Consider the following 21127-nt stretch of genomic DNA (forward strand, 5'->3'; position numbering starts at 1 on the left):
CTAAAATTTGCTTTTAATTGCCATTACCTGTCCCGCCTTAGCGGGATGGAACTCACCTGGATAGTCATTTCCCAATATGGCAAATTCGTATCCACGGCTCGTTTCATATCATAAAAGTTAATTTTTACCATTCAGGATTTTGCACAACTCCTGAAATCATCACTTCCTCACTCTTAATGGGGAACAGGTAATCGCGCGGAGACTTAAACTCTGCTTTATCCCATACAACTGATGGTCCCTCAAAGTTGTTAAAATACTCCCGGGCATCTCTCCCCAGCACATTCCATCCCCGAGGTTTTTTATTTAACTCTGTTTGCGCTATTTTCCACCTGCGAAGATCCCAAAATCGGTGCCCTTCAAAGGCAAGTTCAATGGATCTTTCCTGACGGATTATATCCCGCATTCCTTCCTTAGTAGTAATTTTCAAAGGGTTTTTCGAATACTTGGTCCATGAATCTTCTACCGTTGGGATTCCGGCACGCTCACGGATCTTATTTAGCGAGTCAAATATCTTTGCACGATTTGCACCATCAGGTCCCTCATATTCATTCCATGCTTCTGCCTGCATCAAATACAGTTCGGCCAAACGGATGGCTGACTTTGGCAGAACAGAACCCACGGTTGACCACAACTGGTTTGAATAGTTATTTATTGGAACTTCACAGCGCGAGTTTTTTTTCACCCAATAACCGGTCAGGTTTTGTGGGTAATTCGGGTCAATATGATCTTGCTTTATACCCACGGCCTGCCCCCTGTATGTTTCCATCAACAGGTTATAGTAGGTTGATTTTAGCGGACCGCGTTGCCAATAGGTTCCGGGAGCAGCAATATTGGCATAAAAACGGGGCTCCCGGTTTAAGTGAAGCACTAAAACGTCGTTAGCCATATCTACTACGTTTTTATAATAGCTATTGTTCTCCCTTCCCAATGTGTAGCGTCGTTCGTAGTCCCATGTATTATCCTGATCGATTGGCAGGCCATTCTTTGTATAGAAGGTTTCAACCATCTTTATATTTGTACCTATATCGCCATAAATATTCGGATCATAATGAATATTACTGGAACTGGTACCAACTGAGGGCAAAGTATTTCTATACAGCAGATCCGAAGTTGAAACCATCATTATTCCCTCAGTCGACTTATAGTTAGGCGACCAGATTGACAATTCGAGATCCCGCATTGTATTCAGCAATGGAGTAACCGTCTCTTTGTTTCCTGATATTAATTCATATCCGTTTTGTTCACAAAGAGCAATCGCCTCATCAATAGCCTCTGCGGCTGCCTTCCATTTTTCAGCATCATAATCTGGTTTGAATAACTGTTCACCATTACGATTGCGGAAGTCGCGGTAAAATGCATTCCCATTAAACAACGGAGAAGCCTGAAATAAAAGAACTTTTGCTTTTAATGCAACCGCTGCTTCTTTCGAAAAATACTGGTAACGTTCCGGATCTTTCTCCGCCATTAGTTTCAGGTCCGGAATAGCTTCATCCAGCAAAGTAACGATTTCGGCAAAGCAAACATCTATATGAGTTCGCGTACCTCTCATCTCATCCAGGGAAGCCCATACATCTATATTTTCAGAAACCAAAACGATAGGCCCATAACGCTTCACCATCTCAAAATAGTAAAAAGCTTTTACAGCTTTCACTTCTGCAGTCCAGGTTTCCAACTCACCTTCATACAGGTTGTAAACCTCACTAATATGATCCAGAAAGGTATTACAATAGCGAATTGTGTTGTATAGTCCATCAAATCTCCAAAGGTTTCCATAAGGTTCTACCGACGATTGAAGACCATCGCTAATATAAAACATAGAGTGGTACGATACAGCTCTGGCATGCTGGCCTCCCACATACTCGTCTCCTCCCAATATTGCAGGATCTGAATATTCTCCTCCATACAAAACCGACACTCCAGCGTACACATCTTTCATCCATCGCTCAGCTCCATCCCTGGTTTCAAATATGGCAGGGATATCCAGAATATCATCTTCAGGAGTTATATCCAGGTATTTGTTACATGACGGAAATAATAAAAGCATTCCCGCTAAGCCAACTAATATATTTTTTAAGTTCATAATCAAATGTGTTTAGAAACTGATGTTTGCACCCACAGAAAAAGTTTTCTGAATTGGGTAGTTAAATCCGTTGTTACCTAATTCTACATCCCATAATTTGAAACTACTGATGATAAATGGGTTATTTGCACGAGCAAACACCTTCAGCCTTTTCAAATACATTTTATCTGTCAGACGCTCCGGCAGGTTGTAAGCCAACTCCAACGAGGTACAACGCAAGAATTTAACCTCACGCATAAAATAGGTTGAGTAACGTGCCACTTCCTTATTGGCAGATATGTTTTCTTCCCCATTGTGATATATGATATTATTGGTCGACAAACGAGGCCAAAAAGGTTTGGTCTGCATGTTATCCGGTGTCCAGTGATCTTCATATATTTTTGACAATAACGCATGGTCTTGGGTAAACGGGCTAATAGCTGCCGAATTGATAAACATAGAACGTTGACCCGATCCCTGGAAAGCGAAATTAAACTCGAAAGCTTTGTAAGCAACCACTCCGTTGAAACCATAAATAATACGTGGCGTTGTTGGATAACCAATATGCACGGCATCATTAACATCAATAACACCATCGCCATCAACGTCGCGGTAACGGATATCTCCAGGCATCACATCACCTGACTGAACCGGTGCAGCATCAATTTCTTCCTGATCCTGAAACAGCCCTTCGGCAATATAACCTACTTGTTGCGAGATATCGTGACCTACACGTTCTTGCCATACCGGCTTATCCAAAGCCTCTTCAATTTCTTTAAATGTTGCTTTGTTATAAGTCAGGGTTCCATTCAGGATAAACCAGAAATCAGGAGTAATTGCTTTTTGGATTTTCCCCTGAAAGTCAATACCTCTGGACCGTACTTCGCCAATATTATCCAACGGAGATAATCCCAAACCGGCACTGGCAGGCACTACTAATCTCGATGAAAGGATGTTATGACGTATCTCCTGATAGGCATCTATCGTAAAGTCCAGCAATCCATCCTTTAAAGTCGCTTCAAGCCCAAAGTTGGTTTGCTCTGCAATTTCCCAGGTTACCTGCGGGTTTTCATAGGAATTGATATTATACAAATCCTGTGAATTAATTGAGATATCCGACAAATAAACAAACCTTGAACCTGATCCGCCAATTCCGTCATTTCCCACCTTTCCGTAAGAAAGTCTTAGTTTCATAAATGTTAACCAGTTAGATGCCGATTGCATAAACGGTTCTTTTGAAACAACCCAACCTAAACCTGCAGCAGGGAAAAATCCGAAACGGTTATCCTCATCAAAGCGTTCTGATCCATTATAACCAAAACTACCTTCTGCATAATAGCGCTCTTTATAACCATAAGCCATACGCATCGACATTCCCATGTTGCGGGCAGGAAGTGCATCCAACAACGAACTTGGCTGTGAGTTTGTGGATTGTTGCATATTGAACACAGCTGTATAACTTGTGGTATGATCCTTCCATGCTGCGGTATGTAACAACTTGAACTCTCCTGTCAACTGATTCGACCCGGCCGAATTAACCTGCGGATTGGTTAATTTCAATGTCCTGCGACCTTCTTTTACCTGTTGTAAGGTGTGCTCCCCTGTCTGATAGTTGTAATCCAACAGGCGGTACAAATAATCTTCAGTTGAAAACACATTTACATAGTAGCCTTCGTGGTACAAAGATCCATTTGCCCTAATTTCCAAACCCTTAATCAATGCCGATAAGTTTTGAATATATTCCAGGCGGTTTACCGTAGCAAAACGGCTTCTTTCTTTGTAACCTTTCTGAATTTGAGCATACGGGTTACTTGTGTTTAAGGTTAAACCACCAAAACGAATATGCGGCCAGTCGTGGAATTCATCAGCAGGATAAACAGCTGCATAATCAACAGGGTTGGCAGCAAAAGCCATTTGGTAAGCTTGCCTTACATCTGCCATGGGCCCGTGGTATTTATCCTGAGTAGTTGATGAGTTTACAACCAGCTTGGCACTTGGTGTAAGGTCAATATTCAGGTTAATACGCAGAGCTGTTGTGTTGTTTCGGATGTTTACATCATATTGATTTAAACGATCCGTATTCAACATACCGTGATCCATACTGTGGTTCAAAGATGCGTAATATTGAATAATCTTAGATCCACCACGAATATTCATACCCATATGATGGTTAATAGAAACATCTTTAAAAAGTAAATTATACCAGTCGTTTGCAGGATAAACATAAGATGGGAATTTACTACTCCCTGTATTATTGATCTTATCAGCTGTATACAACGGAGTAGCTAATGGGTCGCGACCAGTTAAAGCCTCATTGTAAGCCTTCATATAAGTAACCGGATCAACCACATCAATTTCGCGCGTAGGCATTGAGGCAATCGCTTCGTAACGTACAGAAGTATATACCTGGCCTTCTTTACCTTTTTTTGTAGTAACCAAAATAACCCCGTTTGCTCCACGTGCACCGTACATTGCTGTTGCTGATGCATCCTTCATCACACTGAAGCTTTCGATATCATCCGGATCGATACGGGCCAGATCAAGTTTTGAAACTTCAACGTTATCTAATAAAATCAATGGGTCGATATTTGCATTTTCACCAAATGAAGTGATACCACGAATATAGAATTTCGTATTCATCTCTTCCTCTGTCAATGCTCCCGGGATACCACCTGTTTGCCAGGCTACAAGTCCGGGAATACGGCCTGCAAAACTTGAGGTCAGGTCACTGTTCGATGATTTTAATGATTCCGGTTTTACTGTTGTAATGGCCGAAACCACACTTTCTTTTTTCTGAGTACCAAAAGCAACCACAGTTACTTCATCCACATTCTCTTGTGTCGGTTTCATCCCAACATTCAGCTTGGGTTTTCCATCAACCAGTACTGTTTGCGGTTTAAAACCGATAAAAGAAAACTTCAGTACATCATCTTTTCTAACCAGAATAGCATAACGACCGTTAGTATCAGCAGCAACCCCCTGACCGGTTTGACTAACAATAATGGTTACCCCGGGAAGCGGATTTCCTTTTTCATCGGTTACCCGGCCGGTTAACTTGTACCTCTCATTTTGAACCTGCTCTTGCGGTAGTTCCTCTGCCTTACCTATCAGTATAACATTATCCTTTATCTGATAACTGTAACCATTTTTTACCAGTACCTCATTAAGAACATCCTTAATGGTGGCATTTTTAATGGTAACACTAACTTTTTTATTTTCAGGTATCAGTCCTTGCATATAAGTAACTTTCATACCTGTACGACTCTTCAGGTCGTTTAAGACCGATACAATGGTTTTATTCTCATAGTTGACATTTAATGTTTGTTGTGAATACGCCACTGTGGTCACAAAAAATCCCAGATAAAAGAACAGTAGCAATTGTACCGTTTTTGAATTCTTTAGCCATGAAGTCCCCTTCCATTTCCGCACCGGAAAATGGCCATAATGATAACATTTTTTCATACATTTGTAATTCGAGTTAAATTATAATTACTGTTGCAACAGTTTTTATTTAAAATTTAGCGGTTGGTTTTACCAGAACCTACCGCTTTTTTTTTATTTCTTCATTTTAACTTCTATTTCATTTTTTTGATATTTAAACTCAACAGGACTGATAGCCTGGAGCATATCTAAAACACTAATTAAATTATCGTATCTCGGTACGCTCCCTCTAAATGCCAACCCTCTTGCACTGTCGTCCTCAAAAACAAATTTCACATCATACCAACGCGACAGCCGGTTTAAGAATTCTTCCATGGTTACGTTTTCCAGGGAAAAGAATCCTTCTTTCCATGCTGTAATTTCAGAAACATCAACCGAATTAACTTTTAAATTTCGGGAGTCTTTATCTACAACAGCCTGTTGCCCTGGAATTAACAATACTTTTTTGTCAGAATTTTTTACATTTATTTTTACACTTCCCGACACCAATGTTGATTGCACGGAGCTCTCATCAGGGAATGCTGTGATGTTAAACTTTGTTCCCAAAACGGCCAGTTCCTGGGCTTCTGTTTCTACAATAAACGGCATACTACTATTGTGGGCCACTTCAAAATATGCCTCCCCTTCAAGAAAAACCCTACGCTCTTTACCTTTAAATTTAAGCGGATATTTGAGTTTCGACTCGGCATTTAACCAGATGGAAGACCCATCACTCAGTATAATCTTGTATTCTCCTTTGCGTGGAATAACTATCGTATTATATACTATGGAATCTGCTATTAGGGTATCGACGTTATTTGTTTCCTTATACGAAACCATACCTTTGTCTATGTTAATCACAGCATCTTGATCCTTTACCACATCTTTAACCAGGGGCGACAATTCAATTTTACTACCGTCTGCCAGTTCAAGTGTAGCCTGGTGGCTACCTGGTTCAATATTACCCACATAATTATCCGGCCCGGAATTACGTCCTATAAACAGCGCCGATGTAATGGCCAATATCAACAATACAGAGGCTGCTGAAATACGGTACCAAAGTGTTCGCGTGGCTTTAGACTTGCGATATTCCAACTTCTTCCTTGTTGCAAAATAAGTATCGTCTAATTCCTTATGGAGTCTTTGGCTTAGTTCCCTGTCTTTTTTTAAGGACTCCATATTTTTTAAAAACATATCATTCTTCTGGTTCTTGATTTTCCAATCATCAAGAATCAAAAGCTCTTCGTTTGATAAAGGCTCCTTATTTAAGTATTTATATATTATTTCATCTATTCCCATTCCGGTTCATTATTTAAAATAAAAGGTGTTTTTGAAATAAGTCTCATAAACAGTCCCCCCACTTTTTATATCACTAAGACAATAAAAAAATGCTTTTCAGTGACAACATGTGTGTTTTTTTTTGAAAAAAAATATAAAACGTTATAAATTTCATTCTTCACCCCATATTTATGGCTTTTAACACACTCTTGTAATTATTTTTTTATATTTGTGCCTGTTCGGAGTAGCCGGAAACATTCTTTCATTGTGAATCAGTACATTTATGTCTCGTCAAAAAACAAACGAAATATTAGCCTTATACAGGAAGGACGAGAAGTCGGCTTTTAAACTTCTTTTTGATACATATTATATTCCGTTGGTACTTTTTGCGAATAAGATTATCCACAACGAACACTCATCCGAAGATATTGTACAGGAAACTTTAATTAGTTTTTGACAGAAAAAGAACCTTGCCAATGTTGAAACCAATCTTGATTACTATCTTTTTCGATCGGTTAAGAATAAAACATTAAATTACCTGAAATCGAAAAATTTGCGACAAGAGGTATTTATGTCGACCACTGAAGAATACCCCAAGACCGAATTGTTAAATACCGAAGATGTTGAAGAGTACACAATACTTTATAAAACCATTGAAGAATTACCTCAAGAACGTCGTAAGGTTTTTGAACTTGTTTATATTGAAGGACACAAATACAAAGAGGCCGCCGACATATTGGGCATAAGCATCAACACTGTTCAAACCCAACTTCGCCGTTCCCTTCAGTTTTTACGCGAAAAGCTGACAGGAAATGATCGTAGAGAGTAAAAATCCCCAAACATTAGATGGGACATTGAAATAAGGGAATGCAAAGATAAGCCTTTATTCAATCGAGACAGACCTATGCCATCTTGTCACATTAGTAATATATTAAGGGGGTTGAATGGAAGAATTTTGTTACAACTAAAAAAAGGACTGCTTTCTACATCAGAAAACAATCCTTTAAAATTAATGTTAATTCTGTTTTATTTGATGAATCAGCGCTGAGAGTTCGGCCACCAGTTCATCATCACCTCCTCCAAAACCAGCACCTTTATATCTTATAAATCCATCCTTATCTATAATAAATTTAGCAGGAATACCCTTTATCCCAAATGCTGTTGCTGCATTATTTTCACCAGTCTTCTTGTCTTTTAAATCCATCAAAAGATTAAAACTGTAATTATATTTCTTCAGGTATTTTTGCGCAACTAAAACAGGTTCTTTAGCATTCTCCCAGGTATGAATGAATAAAAACTCTACCTCTTTATCATTTTTAAATTTATTAACAGCCTGTTGCATAGCCGGGAAAGACTTTTTACATGGGCCACACCAGTTTGCCCAAAAATCTAAAACCAGCAACTTACCTTTAAAATCATCCAATGTTTTAACATTGCCATTTACATCTGTTACATAGAAATCAGGTGCTTTTTCTTTTATAATCTTTTTTGATACGTCATGAGCGATTTCTTCATGTAACACTTCTTGGATTCCTGCCAGATAATGATCAAAATCAGAAGCTGGAAATACATTACTAAAAGCCACCTGAAAATCAGTCCTAAGTTTTTCATTTCCTTGACCTGCTCTTACTAAACTATCGAGCATAACAAAGGCTTTATCATACTCCTGATTAAGGCTCAATACATTTGCATATTTAATCAGAAAATCATTACTTTTTTCCTGCTTGTATAAAAATACGGGTTCAATACATTTCAATGCATTTTTATAATCTTTCAACGCTACATACAGGTCGGACGATATCTCCAACAAATCGTAAAATTTATTTAAATCATCTTTGGCAATATCAAATTCCGTTAACTTCTTATCAAAAACTTCTTTCATCCTTTCCGGTTCGGAATCTATAAAGGCAGGACTACAAACATTCAAAATCAATCCTTTCATGTCCTGATCCTCAATCTTGCCAAGATACATGAGAAAATGATCCAAACTCCTGTTTTTGGCGGATCTATCAGCTGCAACAGTATACATATTGCTCAAATTCAGAGTTGGAAACCGATTCAAATACTCTTGAACCAGTTTTTCTACTTCTGCCATATCACCTTCTTTGTAGATTTTCATCACATATTCCGAAGCGGCCGTATATCCATTCGGAAATCTTTTCTTAAGATTATCTGTAATACTATTAACCTTGTTTTGATCTTTTTTAGCCCTGTAGTACGCCAATACTTCCATACCATCCTGCTCCGAACCTTTTAATAATGAATCAACATAATTCTCTATTGCAGTGGTTTCTTTCATACCCATTAACCTATCATAATGGGGCGTTTTTTGCTGGGCATATCCTGCTATTACAACACAAATATTTAACAGTACTATTATTGCTATTGATTTAATTCTTGATTTCATTGTACTTTCTTATTACTTAATTATGCTTATGACTTCATCTTTGGTAGCTGGTGATAAATTAATAAACTCTGGTTCAGCGCTATTTCACACATCCCTTTGAGTAGACACACAGTTTTTATTAATTAAAACCTATTTAGTGCTTGCAAGAAAACTTCTGTTTTATAGTGAACCCCACCGCTAACCCCTCGTCCCCTAAAGGGCATAGCCGTCAGGCTAATGCTTTAAATTAATTATAATCATTTGTATATTAAGGCTGAAAGCCTATAACATCAAAACTTGGGGCATCGCCCCAAGAAACTTAGCGCCTTGCTAATTCAGGCTGTAAGCCTGATACATTAATTATTTGTTTCAGACTTACAGCCTGATATTTACAGCTTGTTATTTTCAAGGGGCGATGCCCCTTGTTGTGATGTATGAGGCTTTCAGCCTCTCCTTAGCCTGACGGCTATGCCCTAAAGGGGAAGCCTCTCGCACTGTGAGGGTTGAGACTCTCCCTTTAGGGAGTTGGAGGGAGAGCGTAGGAATCATGAGTTTTCTTGCAGAAATCACTTAATATCTAAAGGATTTTTACATACCTTCTATTTCACTTTTAAGTTTGGTTACCCTTGGCGACTCTTCTTTGGATATTGAAATATAACTATTAATGTTTTCAAGTGCTTTCTCTTTATCTCCTAGCTTTTTATACAGGCTAGCCAGGCAAAAATACCCTGCCAACACTTCTTTATCAGATTTTTCAATTAGCTCTTCAATATATTTTGCAGCTTTCTCTGCCAAGTCATCAGCCTCTGCAAATTCTGGTCTCACACCAACCTCAAATGCACTTTGTATAATCATAGAAGTTCCCTGGTCCTTATCTGTTTTCATCAGCTCCTCAGCTTGATCGATACTAAACTGAAACCAATTGTCATATTCTTTATGCGACAAGTAATAAGTTTTATATGCATTGGTTTCTAAATAATCCTGATAAGCAGATACATGCACTTTCTTTGTTGCCTCAATGGCACTTTTAAGGTCATTTAAAGAACTCCCGGATGCCACTTCTCCATAATAATTATTTATTGCACCGGCTAACAGCCCATTAATATCTTCTTCACCAATACCGTCAAAGCTTAGATACTCATCCTTATTATCTATGATAAATTGAAAAACCTGGCTACCATATTTAAGAATCCCAGAATAACTGATTATAGTTATAGCATCAACATTAAGCAATTCTTCGGTAGCTGTATTTTTGATAAACGCTTCACCTACTTCTGCCAATTTATCCATTTGATATGCATTAGCAAGAGCTTTCACATAATTGCTTAAAAACGTAACGCTACGTTCCCCTTCATCATACTTTTTATGCAACGCTCTAATCTGCTTACTGGGGTCTGATGCTATTTTTGCCTGTTCTATCAATCCTGGTCCATCAGCTCCCCCAACTTTTGTGTGCAATACTTTACCATCAGCATCCAGGAATAACAATGTTGGATAAGCTTTTACACCATACTTTTTAGCCAGCTCTATTCCTTCACCCTTTTCCATATCCATTTTAACACACACAAAGCGTTGGTTAAAATAGTCCCCCACTTCTTTAAGAGGAAATACATTTTTTGCCAACATCTTACATGGGCCACACCATGAAGTATAGCAATCCATAAAAACCATTTTGTTTTCAGTTTTTGCCTTGCTCAGTGCTTCCGAAAAAGTTGCGTGTGTAAATTCAATTCCCTGGGCAAACAAACCAGCAGTATTTACAAGTATAACAGCTAAAAAAAATATAATCTTCTTCATTTTTTTCTTTTTACTTAAATAATTCTTCCAATTTTTTATCCAGATCTTCACCATGTACCTTTCCTATGATCACACCATCCCTGTCAATTAAAAAAGTAGTTGGCAGGTAAGGGATTGCATATAGGGTTGCCACTCTTGCCGGTCTATATTTTTCGGGAAACTCATCTACGGTTTGTACCCATGTAATTCCATCATCCTTAATCGCTTTTCTCCATTTATCACGATTGGAATCGTTAGATACCCCAATGATTTCAAAACCCATTGGCTTATACTTTTTGTACAACGACATAAGATGAGGAAATGAAGCACGACATGGGCGGCACCACGAAGCCCAAAAATCAACCAACACCACTTTACCTTTATAGGATGAAAGTGAAATATCGTTTCCTTGCGGATCTTTTAATGTGAAATCCGGGGCTGGTTTGCCGGGCAAAGTCCTTTCCTTATTTTCAATATCAGTTTTTGTTTCAGCAAGTACCTCTGATTTCTTCCATCTATCAGAAAATAAATTGTACAAAGCCTTTAACTCATCAAGCGAAACAGCATCATGCATCCAAGGCATCACACTTGCTGCGGCAAAGGTATTGATATGCTTTTTGATAAATTCCAATTGAAGAGCAGTTACCTCTTTTGACAATTCCTCCTGATAAGGCGCCATCTTATCCTTAATTTCCGATTTCTTATCTATATCTTTTTCCTGGCCGTATTGTTCGCTTAAAATCCTAAACACAGCATATTTTTCCTGCTCCAATACTGTTTGGGTTAAACCAGAGGCTACCTGACTTAATGAATCATTATAACTTCCCTCTACATCTACCTTAAAATATCCACGTTCTGATTTGCTTGCATCACCAGTAATTTTGATTACTCCATTTTCAAGTATGGCAACAAAATTCAGACCTGACGGTTTAAGGGTAAACATATAAAATGTTGTATCCTGAAGTTGCCTCTTAAAAGAGAATTTTCCTTTTGCAATGGGTAACGAATCAATTTTTTCAAAATTCATTCTGGATACACTTTTCGAGAGAACGATTGTTCCATCTTCCGCATTTTTTAATTCGCCATGCAACTCCATGGTTGGCACTTTGGTTTCTGAACATGCCCAAAGAGCCAGTAATAATATGATCAAACAATATTTACCGCTTTTCATCTGCTTAAATTTATTTTCAATGGACAGATGGAACTCCCAAATAAATTTAATCATCCGCCTGTTTGTCAATTTGGATAATCAAATTTACATGGTCGTTTCATATGTCTTTATTATTGTTTTTTATTTTTAATGGTAATTATCACTGTTTATTTTTAAACAAATCAGCTAACATTTTATCCATATCATGATCATTACCACCCCCTGAACCAAATCGTCCTAAAATAATTCCATCAGGACCAACCAGTATTTTTGTTGGCAATGTATGAATGTTGTAACCATCACTAATGTCTTTTTCGGGGAATTTGTTTTTCATAGTTTTACGGTCAAATGAGGATCCTCTCAACACATGATGCCAAATGCCAATCTGATCCTTCTCAACGGCTTTTCTCCATGCTGCAGGATTGCTATCATCGTCGGATACACCCAGAATTTCCAGGCCTTTATGGTGATATTTATGGTAAATGTCTATTAAATGAGGATTACCTGCACGACAAGGGCCACACCAACTTGCCCAAAAATCAATCAATACATATTTACCCTTAAAATCGGCTAACTTAATTGGCTTTCCATTAATGTCGGTAGTATTAAAATCCCCTGCCTCAGCACCAGGTATGCCTTTTTTCATATTAGCAATATCACTTGCTAAACGTGTTGCCATCCCAATTTTTAAGTGCTCAGGGTTAAATTGGTCGTAAATAGCTTTAGCTTCATCATACTTCATATCTCCCAACTGGAAAACAAGGGAATATACACTGACATAAGATTTTGGATTATTTTTGATAAACTCCAATGTTGCATTATTTTGTTTATCCCACATGGGTTGGAGTTTCTCTCTGCATACATTGTCTTCATTTTTAATGGCCTCAATTTCTTTGGCACTTGCTTTAGCTTTTTTTGCCGCCAAAAACCTTTCACTAACCTGATCAAAAGCCTTCTGCTCTTCCGTATAGTTTTGTGCAATTTCATTTCTAATCTGGTCTAACCTATAGGCATCATCCTGGGTATTTGAACCACTCAACTTTGATTTCGAAAAGTCATTATAATTCAATTGAAGTGTCATAATTTTAGGTTCAATAAACAGATAAAGCACATTTTCGAGTGTCATCCCTCTTTCTGCTGGATCTTTGATCAAACCAATTTGACCTACAATACCATCCAGTTTATCTTCAATCAGAAATTTTCCATTTGTTACTTTTATGGTATCGATAGCAGGATACTTTGAAAGATAAATTTCTCCATTTTCCATCCCCACTACCTCTCCATTGATTCTATATTTACCTTTTTCCAGTGGCTTTTGGGAGCATGCCATAAAGGATAATAACAATACCCCTATTAAGATTTGTTTCATAGCTAATTATATATTTGAAGAATGATTGCCGAGAGACCAGAAGAATAACCAATCTAACCCGGCAACTAATATTATTTACTCATACGATGGATTTTGTTCTAATACAAAACCTCCTGCTTCAACTGTTTCAAAAGGAATAGGCAGGATAAATTTATCAGAATTGGTAGCAGATGGCTTTACATCAGAAATCTGGAATCCGGTACCAAAACCATCAGCATAATCATATCGAACAAGATCATACCAGGTTTCACCTGTTTCAGCCATAAGCTCAGCTGCTTTTTCCATACGTACTGCCGTTAAAAACTGGTCATAGCTTATTGTTGCCGGATAAGTTTCATAACCATCTTCTCCGGTTGTGGCAGCTCCACGCTGGGTACGTAAGGTATTTAAAGCCTCTAAAGCTTCAGATGTTACGCCAGAACTATTCCGTGCGCTGGCTTCAGCTAAAATAAGGTAAACCTCTGCCAACCGGAGATGATAGATCATTTCATAATCGCCGGCTGAAAAATAAGATGTATATTTTGAAGTCCAGTAACCACCGTAAGATGTATTAACTGTTAGCACTGAAGTAGCCCTTCCGCCATCAAACAATATATTTTGTCCATCAACAACAATTCCTCCTGAAATATCATTAATATATTTTTCTGTAATAGCGCCAAAAAATCCACTGTAAAAATTTCCGATTCCAAGGTTTGAATCCGGATCTCCACTAGATCCAAATAGAATTTCAGGATTATCAAAAAGTGCAGCAGAGGTGTGAGGCTGAAATCCTGCAGCAAAATCTGCTGCTAATGAAAAATGTTCATCACTAATAACCTCTTTAGCCAGGTTTGCGGCTGCAGAATAGTCACCCATATAAAGCAAAACCTTAGATTTCATTCCCTTTGCAAAAATACTATTCACGTACATACTGCCTCTGGGAGAAGGTCCCTGAGCAATACCAACATCCAAATCATCTAAAATACTTTGATATGATTCAGATACTGTTTTGCGAGGATGTGCTTCTGCACTGGTAGACGGGGCTGTTCTAATATCAATACCGTATTTTGAGGTTGTATCATAAAACTGACCATATAAACGCAACACATAAAAATGTCCGACTGCCCTTAGTATTTTGGCTTCTGCCATGATCTCGCCCTTTCTTCCCGGTGTTTCAAAATCATCATCTGACAATTTTTCTAAACTAGCTATTAACCAATTTGCACGGTTAACTACATCATACATACGAGTATAAACACCTAATTGCACAGTGGAACCTGTTACGATAGGGTTATTATTAACCCAACCCATAACCTGCTGGTCAGTATTATTATAGGCTGAAGGCTGAGTATAACCTGACATCATATCTGGAAAAATATAAATCTGAGGATTTCCATTACCACTGCTTAGCTGCCTAAACCCGGAATAAATACCACTAAGAGCGAGCTCTGCTGCAGGTTCCCCATCAATAGCCTCTTCTGCCGGCAAAGAATAAAGAGGTTCATAATCATCAAGCCTTGGAGTTAAATCGCAAGATGCCAATACTGATAAAACCAGGCAAGCTATCATATTGAAAATATATCTTTTTATCATCATAATTCTACATTTATTTGTTTTAGAATGTCACATTTAATCCGATGGTGAAAGTTCTGGTATTAGGATAGGCAGTACCTCCATCTCTTGTCATATCAATTGTAGCTCCTCCCCGTTGTGCATTTACACTCTCCGGATCTAATCCAGGATAATCGGTTATTGTTATTAAATTATTTCCTGTTAATGTTAACCTTGCACTGGATATTGGAAGTTTATCCAATAAATTTTTCGACAAATTATAAGCAATTGATGCAGATCGAAGCCTGATATATGAAGCATCTACAACTGATCTGGAAGTTGGCATATATCCATGTGTTCCTGAACCCAAACGGGCATATGGTGCATCGGTAAAATCTTCTGTCCAGGTTTCTTTCACTATATCCAATGAATTACCTGTTGTATCAAAGTAATACAAGTTATTAATACCTCCATAATTCCTTTCAGATCCTTGTACAAATTGCCAGTTAAAGCTGAAATCGATATTTTTATAGGTAAGTGTATTGTTCCATCCTCCAAAATAATCAGGGTTTATGTCGCCGAGTACCGTACGGTCATCTGCTGTAATTTTACCGTCAGGTACTCCTTGCGGTCCTGAAACATCTTTAAAAATATAATCTCCGGGTGCTAACAGGGTGGATTGATAACTCCCTCCCGCAGCCTGGTTCAAAGCATCTATCTCATCCTGCGATTGGGCTATTTTTATCACGTCATAGCCAACAACTACACCTATAGGATGACCTTCAACTATACCACTACTCCCACCTGATGAAGTAGCACCGCCCTTTAGGGCATCCACCTTATTTTTTACAAATGAGATGTTAAACGTTGAATTCCAGCGAAAGTTTTCAGAACGTATAACATCGCCCCCTAAGGTAATTTCCCATCCCGTATTTGACACATCTGCCACATTGTTTTGCCAATACGACATCCCTGTCTCAGCAGGAATAGGAGTTAACAATATAATGTCGGATGTGTTTTTTTCGAAATAAACCACTTCTCCACTCAAACGGTAATCAAATAAACCAAACTCGATACCCAAGTCCAACTGGTCTGTTGTTTCCCACTTAATACCGGTATTTGGAACACCCGGAACTGCAATACCATTTACTCCGTTATAGAACGAATCGCCATTCTCTAAAGACTGATAATAGGCCAGATAACTAAATGAAGGCAGGTTGTCTTGTCCTGTACGCCCCAAACTAGCTCTCAATTTCAACTGACTGATTACCTCAATATCCTGCAAAAACCCTTCATTATGCACGTTCCATGCAAGTGCCCCTGATGGAAAAAATCCCCATTTATTATCAGGTCCAAACTTGGTAGATCCATCATAACGAGCAGTAAAAGTTGCTAAATATCTGTTATTAAAAACATAATTGAGTCGACCAAAATAAGAGTTTAAACCATTTTCGATGGATTCACTTCCCCAATCTACTACCCTATTTGCCGATTGAATGTTTGTTAAGAATACATCATCCGGAAATCCCAGATATGTTTGCGCTTCCAAATCCAAACGAGTTTGATCCCAGGAAATACCCAATAAAGCATCAAACTTATGAACGCCATTAACCACCTTATTATAATTAAACGTATTTTCAAAACTTAAGCTATAACCGGCATTAAGCTGGTTCGACAGACGCGCCCCTACTTCTGAATAGTAAGCTCCTTGAAATAGGGCTGTTTGAGAAAACGATGGTGAAAATCCTTCGTATTTACTATCATTCAGGCTAAGATTTAAACGGCTACGAAATTTCAAACCTTCTAACAGCTCCAATTCACCATACAACGAACCATACATATTTTTTGAAATAGTCCGGTTAGTATTTCGAGCCTGATCACCTAACGGATTAAGTAAATACCCAACACTTGCTTCAGAACCAGTATACTCTCCATTTTCATCGTATACCGCCAGATCAGGTCGGAAATTTCCATTTTGCAATGAGTAAAGTCCTGATGACTTATTTACTGAGTAGTTATAGTTGATTGAAGTTCCAACCTTAAACCATGGTGTTATACCAGCGTCTAAACTAGAGCTTAAACTATAGCGGTCAAATTCACTTCCTTTAAAAACCCCTTCCTGATCGGAGGCAGAAACGGACACATAATACTTTGTGTTTTTACTTCCCCCGGAAATATTAAAATTATATTCATTCCATAAAGCATTCTTGTTGAGTATTTCTTTTTGCCAATCGGTATTAGCATCTCCAAAATAATCAGGATCATTTACTATAGTATACTCAGTAGGAAAGTATGGCCAGTACATTTCCGGATATTGATTTAAAGTAGCCTGAGCAGCATCCTTAACTAAAGGGATCCATTCGTCACTACTTAAATAATCGAAAGTGTTTATTGGATTTTGAATGGTACTATTCACACTGAAATTTAATTTAGGTGTTTCATTTTGCTTTCCCCTTTTGGTAGTTACCAAAATTACACCGTTAGCAGCACGTGAGCCATAAATCGCAGCTGCCGAGGCATCTTTTAAAACATCTACCCTTTCAATATCGTTGGGGTTAATGGAAAGCAACGGATTGGCTCTTGTACCATAGGTTCCCAATCCAAGTGTTCCAAAATTCGGATTTTGGATAATCGGAATCCCATCAACAACATATAATGGCTGATTATCCCCTTTAATACCACTCAAACCACGAATATGAACCACAGCTCCACTCCCTGGCTCGCCCCCACTGGCAGTTACAAAAACACCTGTCATTTGCCCGGCCAGGGCCTGATCGATTGTTTGAGTTTTAATCTGCTTAATACCATCCGATTTAACTGTAGCTACAGATCCTGTCAGGTCTTTTTTATCTACCTGTCCATAACCAATTACAACCACCTCATCTACCAATTCATGGTCTGCCTCCATAACAATATCAATCACCTTACGACCATTGATGGGTACCTGTTGAGTTTCCATTCCCACAAACGAGAACACCAGCGTTGCTGCATTAGCGGGGATTTCGAGCGAATAGCTTCCATCTACTGCGGTGGCGGTACCCATTGTGGAACCCAATACTACAACAGAAACGCCCGGAATAGGGTCTCCATCCGTATCCACTACGGTTCCCTGCACTTTTTTTTGCTGTTCTCCATCCCCATACTGCCTTTCCTGAACCTTTTTACGGATCACAACAACCTTATCCTTGATTACATAGCTATATCCTTCGGGCACAACCAGGTAATCAAGTATATTTTCGAGCGTAACATCCTCAAATTTCAGATCCACTTCTGACACATCGCTGAAAATATCAGAACGATACAAAAAATTGTACTCACTTTGTTCTTTAATTTCATCAAGTATCTCCTCAATACTTGCATTCTTCAGGTTTACATTAAGCCTGGTGTTTTGCGAATAAACACTGGCCGAAACCTGTAAAATACTGACGGTTAACAACAACATCGTAATCCTCATAACGAACAGCAGTTTTCTAATCCCGGAATCCCGGAATAACATTTCAAGTTTTTTCATACATTTGTAATGTTAATGGTTTAAACTTTGTTTGAACTTAAATTCTAAAAAGGAGACGTTGGCCGACGCCTCCTTTTTTTTGTTTGTAATACTATTTTATCCTAATCTCTTTTCCTTTCATTTCAAAATGAACCTCCTGTGTTTGCTCAATCAGGTGCAGCATCTGTTCCAGGTTCTCGTAACGTTTTATTTCACCGGTAAACTTCAGGTTGCGCTTGCTGTCACCTTCAAAAACCACCTCAATGTCATACCACCGTGAAAGGGTATGCATCATGGTTTCCAGGTTTTCGTTTTTAAAATAGAAGACCCCTTCTTTCCATGCGGTATATTTTTTAACATCTACCTTGCGTACAGAAATATCCCGGCTGTTTTTGTACATATAACTTTGGTAGCCCGGCACCAGGGTTTGTGTCAGTTCCGGATTATCCTTTGAAAACACTTTTACCTTACCCTCAACCAAAGTGGTATAAATAAGCTCATTTTCTTTATAGGAGCACAGGTTGAATTCGGTACCCAGCACCTCAACCACCTGCCCCTGGGTTTGTACCCTGAATGGCATGGATTTATTCTTAGCCACTTCAAAATAGGCCTCTCCTTCCAGTTCTACCTGGCGCACATCGCCAACAAAGGCGGTTGGATACCGCAAACGGCTGTCTGAATTCAGCCACACCTTTGTGCTATCAGATAAAATAACAAAGTACTCGGCGCCCCTGGGAATTTCGAGCGTATTGTATTTTACTTCAGTACCTTTTATGCCCTGGCTTCCTGTATAAGAGATCTGGTTGCCCTGGTTGGATATTTTTGCCCCATCTACTTCACCATGAAAATCGCGCCCATGTACAAGATCAACACTTTCTCCATCATCAAATATTAACCTGGCCTTACTCGATCCCGGGGGGATGGTCATTTCATTTGCCGTTAGCCGTGAATCCTGATGATTTATATTTACAACCAGGTACACCGACAACATGATAAGCACCGTTGCCGCAACCGAAACGCTTATTTTTATCCAGTCAGGTATTTTTTTATCGTTATGGTCTTTTAAACGGGGTTCAATGGAGTTCCATACATTGATAAAATCAAGATCGCGATAATTCTTCACCTCCCCCGTTTTATGATAATGAAGTATTTTTTCGAAAAATTCCTCATGCGAGCTATCTGCATTTAACCAGGTGTTAAACTCCTTTTCCTGGCTATCGGATAGTTTATCATGGATCTTTTTCCAAATTATTACAAAATCTATATTATTTTCCATGCCGGATATAAATTTGTTACTATTTATACCCCTATGACAACAGATTATCATTTGGGGTGACAAGATTTTTAAAAAAAATTATCAATTAGATAAAATTTACGAAAATTGCAGGGGTTTACATGAACCTTTGTGTATAATTTTCAACAGCCACCCAAAATAATAAGAGGCAAAAATCACACAACAGTCCATTTCTTGCAGCTTAGTTAAAAACAGCGGTTCTTATAATAATAGATCGTTAAACAAAAGACAAGAGACAAGAGACTGATTTACAAGATGCTTAATATTAATGCGTTAACAATTAATATTATATCCCATTAACATATACATTATCAATACAATACAAAAATTTAACACAGTAATGTTATAAAAGAGATAAAAGCGAACGAAGTAGTTTTTATAATAAGAATAACAAATTGGTTTTGTCAAGCAAGGCTTCACGAAGCTTTACCCTTGCCCTTTTTAAATGGGTTTTAACCGAATTTACAGATATATTAAGTTCCAGGGCTATTTCATCCTGTTTCAGGCCGTCTTTCAGTTTTAAGCGGAATACGTGTGCCATTTGCTCAGGAAGCTCATCTATTGATTCGGTTATTTTCTTTATAATATCAGGTTCAAAAAGCTCGGCATCATCATCGCTATCTAAAAAAGCATCTATATACAACATATGGTTTTTGTCTTTTACCTTGATACTTTTCAGATAGTTCAGGCAACGGTTTCTAACGGCCTGGTAGAAATAAGATTTTATGGAGGTGGTAATATTTATTTTTCGGGCTTTATCCCATATGTCAATAAAAAGTTCCTGAACCAGATCTTCAGCCTGGGCCTGGTCAAAAATAAACTTTTCTGCATAGCGGACAAGGCTCTCATAATACTCGTTAAAAAGTGATTCGTAAACCACTTTGTTACCTTTCTTAATTTCGTTAAATAATATTTTATCTTCTACCCGCACAAAAATATTTTTGATTGAGGCAAATGTAGAAAAAAACTATTAATTAAAGCACCTCCCTCAATTTTTAACGGGGTAGAATTCTTGTTTGGTACATTTTTAAAGGATCAAACAGACAAACAGCCCTGAGGCAAGGGGGAAGTAGCTATTTCTAAGGATCCGATCTTATTTACAAGAAGCCTATAAAGATCGGATCCTGGGAAATGCTGTTCCTGAAAAAAGATGTATTAGTAGCTAACATTTAAACTAAAGCGCAGCGTCCTAAAGGCGTAGCCGTCCTATCAGCTAATGGCTATTTCTAAGGATCCGATCTTATTTACATGAAGCTTATAAAGAACGGATCCAGAAATGTTGTTCCTGTGCAAAAGTTGTATTAGTAGCTAACATTTAAGCTAAAGCGCAGCGTCCTAAAGGCGTAGCCGTCCTATTAGCTAATGGCTATTTCTA

General features: G+C 38.3%; 12 protein-coding genes and 1 pseudogene. 2 read left to right on the plus strand and 11 right to left on the minus strand.

What is annotated here, in order from left to right:
• Positions 1-124: 124 nt before the first annotated feature.
• The 3 genes from OM074_RS07835 to OM074_RS07845 all read right to left on the minus strand — a co-directional run bounded on the left by OM074_RS07835 (position 125) and on the right by OM074_RS07845 (position 6778).
• Positions 125-2080 carry a RagB/SusD family nutrient uptake outer membrane protein gene (locus OM074_RS07835; protein WP_301198907.1) on the minus strand — a complete coding sequence of 652 codons (1956 nt, stop codon included), beginning with the start codon at positions 2078-2080 and terminating at the stop codon, positions 125-127.
• Between the two features lie 12 nt (positions 2081-2092).
• Complete coding sequence (locus OM074_RS07840; RefSeq protein WP_301198908.1) at positions 2093-5521, minus strand: TonB-dependent receptor; 3429 nt, start codon at positions 5519-5521, stop codon at positions 2093-2095.
• Positions 5522-5614: 93 nt separating this feature from the next.
• Positions 5615-6778 carry a FecR family protein gene (locus OM074_RS07845; RefSeq protein ID WP_301198909.1) on the minus strand — a complete coding sequence of 388 codons (1164 nt, stop codon included), beginning with the start codon at positions 6776-6778 and terminating at the stop codon, positions 5615-5617.
• Between the two features lie 262 nt (positions 6779-7040).
• Here OM074_RS07845 and OM074_RS07850 point away from each other — a divergent pair, with 262 nt between their 5' ends.
• Positions 7041-7214, plus strand: coding sequence for a sigma-70 family RNA polymerase sigma factor (locus OM074_RS07850; RefSeq protein WP_301198910.1), 174 nt, complete (start codon positions 7041-7043; stop codon positions 7212-7214).
• Positions 7215-7244: 30 nt separating this feature from the next.
• A pseudogene (locus tag OM074_RS07855) lies at positions 7245-7586 on the plus strand (sigma-70 family RNA polymerase sigma factor); the annotation flags it as partial.
• 186 nt (positions 7587-7772) lie between these two features.
• Here the strand turns inward: OM074_RS07855 and OM074_RS07860 are convergent.
• The 8 genes from OM074_RS07860 to OM074_RS07895 form a co-directional block, all read right to left on the minus strand.
• Positions 7773-9164, minus strand: a complete 1392-nt coding sequence (locus OM074_RS07860; protein ID WP_301198911.1) for a TlpA family protein disulfide reductase — start codon at positions 9162-9164, stop codon at positions 7773-7775.
• A gap of 567 nt (positions 9165-9731) precedes the next feature.
• Positions 9732-10940 (minus strand): thioredoxin family protein, encoded by a 1209-nt coding sequence (locus tag OM074_RS07865; protein WP_301198912.1) that lies wholly within the window; start codon positions 10938-10940, stop codon positions 9732-9734.
• 10 nt (positions 10941-10950) lie between these two features.
• Positions 10951-12090, minus strand: coding sequence for a TlpA disulfide reductase family protein (locus OM074_RS07870; RefSeq protein WP_301198913.1), 1140 nt, complete (start codon positions 12088-12090; stop codon positions 10951-10953).
• Between the two features lie 139 nt (positions 12091-12229).
• Positions 12230-13438, minus strand: a complete 1209-nt coding sequence (locus OM074_RS07875) for a TlpA disulfide reductase family protein (protein ID WP_301198914.1) — start codon at positions 13436-13438, stop codon at positions 12230-12232.
• 75 nt (positions 13439-13513) lie between these two features.
• Positions 13514-15013, minus strand: coding sequence for a RagB/SusD family nutrient uptake outer membrane protein (locus OM074_RS07880; RefSeq protein ID WP_301198915.1), 1500 nt, complete (start codon positions 15011-15013; stop codon positions 13514-13516).
• A gap of 19 nt (positions 15014-15032) precedes the next feature.
• The gene (locus OM074_RS07885; protein ID WP_301198916.1) at positions 15033-18479 is read right to left on the minus strand and encodes a TonB-dependent receptor; all 3447 of its coding nucleotides are present in this window, start codon (positions 18477-18479) and stop codon (positions 15033-15035) included.
• A gap of 91 nt (positions 18480-18570) precedes the next feature.
• Entirely contained in the window at positions 18571-19734 is a 1164-nt protein-coding gene (locus OM074_RS07890; protein WP_301198917.1) for a FecR family protein, read from the minus strand.
• 394 nt (positions 19735-20128) lie between these two features.
• Entirely contained in the window at positions 20129-20683 is a 555-nt protein-coding gene (locus tag OM074_RS07895; protein WP_301198918.1) for an RNA polymerase sigma-70 factor, read from the minus strand.
• Positions 20684-21127: the final 444 nt, after the last annotated feature.

Origin of the sequence: Plebeiibacterium marinum (assembly GCF_026013615.1) — a bacterium.
Taxonomy (GTDB): Bacteria; Bacteroidota; Bacteroidia; order Bacteroidales; family Marinilabiliaceae; genus Saccharicrinis; species Saccharicrinis marinus_A.

Bases quoted from the DNA above. Each gene is read 5' to 3' on its own strand.
- OM074_RS07845 (WP_301198909.1), bottom strand. From the start codon at position 6,778: ATGGGAATAGATGAAATAATATATAAATACTTAAATAAGGAGCCTTTA.
- OM074_RS07835 (WP_301198907.1), bottom strand. From the start codon at position 2,080: ATGAACTTAAAAAATATATTAGTTGGCTTAGCGGGAATGCTTTTATTA.
- OM074_RS07880 (WP_301198915.1), bottom strand. From the start codon at position 15,013: ATGATGATAAAAAGATATATTTTCAATATGATAGCTTGCCTGGTTTTA.
- OM074_RS07865 (WP_301198912.1), bottom strand. From the start codon at position 10,940: ATGAAGAAGATTATATTTTTTTTAGCTGTTATACTTGTAAATACTGCT.
- OM074_RS07885 (WP_301198916.1), bottom strand. From the start codon at position 18,479: ATGAAAAAACTTGAAATGTTATTCCGGGATTCCGGGATTAGAAAACTG.
- OM074_RS07860 (WP_301198911.1), bottom strand. From the start codon at position 9,164: ATGAAATCAAGAATTAAATCAATAGCAATAATAGTACTGTTAAATATT.
- OM074_RS07870 (WP_301198913.1), bottom strand. From the start codon at position 12,090: ATGAAAAGCGGTAAATATTGTTTGATCATATTATTACTGGCTCTTTGG.
- OM074_RS07875 (WP_301198914.1), bottom strand. From the start codon at position 13,438: ATGAAACAAATCTTAATAGGGGTATTGTTATTATCCTTTATGGCATGC.
- OM074_RS07850 (WP_301198910.1), top strand. From the start codon at position 7,041: ATGTCTCGTCAAAAAACAAACGAAATATTAGCCTTATACAGGAAGGAC.
- OM074_RS07840 (WP_301198908.1), bottom strand. From the start codon at position 5,521: ATGAAAAAATGTTATCATTATGGCCATTTTCCGGTGCGGAAATGGAAG.
- OM074_RS07890 (WP_301198917.1), bottom strand. From the start codon at position 19,734: ATGGAAAATAATATAGATTTTGTAATAATTTGGAAAAAGATCCATGAT.